The organism is Micrococcus sp. HSID17227 (assembly GCF_003989405.1).
In the GTDB taxonomy this organism is placed as follows: Bacteria; Actinomycetota; Actinomycetes; order Actinomycetales; family Micrococcaceae; genus Micrococcus; species Micrococcus luteus.
Genome location: NZ_RBLN01000478.1, coordinates 1 through 996 on the forward strand (window position 1 = coordinate 1; position 996 = coordinate 996).

Here is a 996-nt window from a genome sequence, read left to right on the forward strand (position 1 = left end):
CCGCCGTTCCACCCCGGCTCTGCCGTCCTTCCCCGGTCCGGTCCACGCCGTTCCGTACGGCCTGCACCTGACCGCAGGCCGTCCGGGCCCGGGGCCCCGCCCTTCCTGTCCCTGTCCCTCCACCCATGGGCGCGCCCCCGCATGCCTCCCGTACGACCCGACATCACCCCGCAGCAGGCGCCCGCGGCGCGTTTCCCCACGGGCTTCATCTGGGGCGCGGCGACCGCCTCCTACCAGGTCGAGGGCGCCGCCGCCGAGGACGGCCGCACGCCGTCCATCTGGGACACCTTCAGCCGGACGCCCGGCAAGGTCCGCAACGGCGACACCGGTGACATCGCCGCCGACCACTACCACCGCTACCGCGACGACGTCGCCCTCAGGAAGCAGCTCGGGCTGAAGGCGTACCGGTTCTCCGTCTCCTGGTCCCGGGTCCAGCCCACCGGCCGCGGCCCGGCCGTGGAGCGCGGCCTGGACTTCTACCGCAAGCTCGTCGCCGAGCTGCTCGACGCCGGCATCATGCCGGTCGCCACCCTCTACCACTGGGACCTGCCCCAGGAGCTCGAGGACGCCGGCGGCTGGCCCGAGCGCGTGACCGCCGACCGCTTCGCCGACTACGCCGCGATCGTCTCCGGCGCACTCGGTGACCGCGTCGGCATGTGGACCACCCTCAACGAGCCGTGGTGCTCGGCCTACCTCGGTTACGGCTCCGGCGTGCACGCCCCCGGACGTACCGAGCCCGCAGCGGCGCTGCAGGCGGCCCATCACCTCAACCTCGCCCATGGCCGGGCGATCGAGGTTCTGCGCGCCCAACTCCCCGCTGCTGCGCAGACCTCGGTCACCCTCAACCTCCACCAGGTCCGCCCGCTCACCGGCAGTGAGGCCGACGCGGACGCCGCCCGCCGCATCGACGCGGTCGGTAACCGAGTCTTCACCGGTCCGATGCTGCGGGGCGAGTACCCCGAGGACCTGATCACCGACACCTCGCACCTGGTGGAC

General features: G+C 73.3%; 1 protein-coding gene. It reads left to right on the plus strand.

The window, feature by feature from the left end:
• Nucleotides 1–141 precede the first annotated feature (141 nt).
• A partial coding sequence (locus D8M29_RS12780) for a glycoside hydrolase family 1 protein (protein WP_127446051.1) occupies nucleotides 142–996 on the plus strand: 855 nt, incomplete at its 3' end.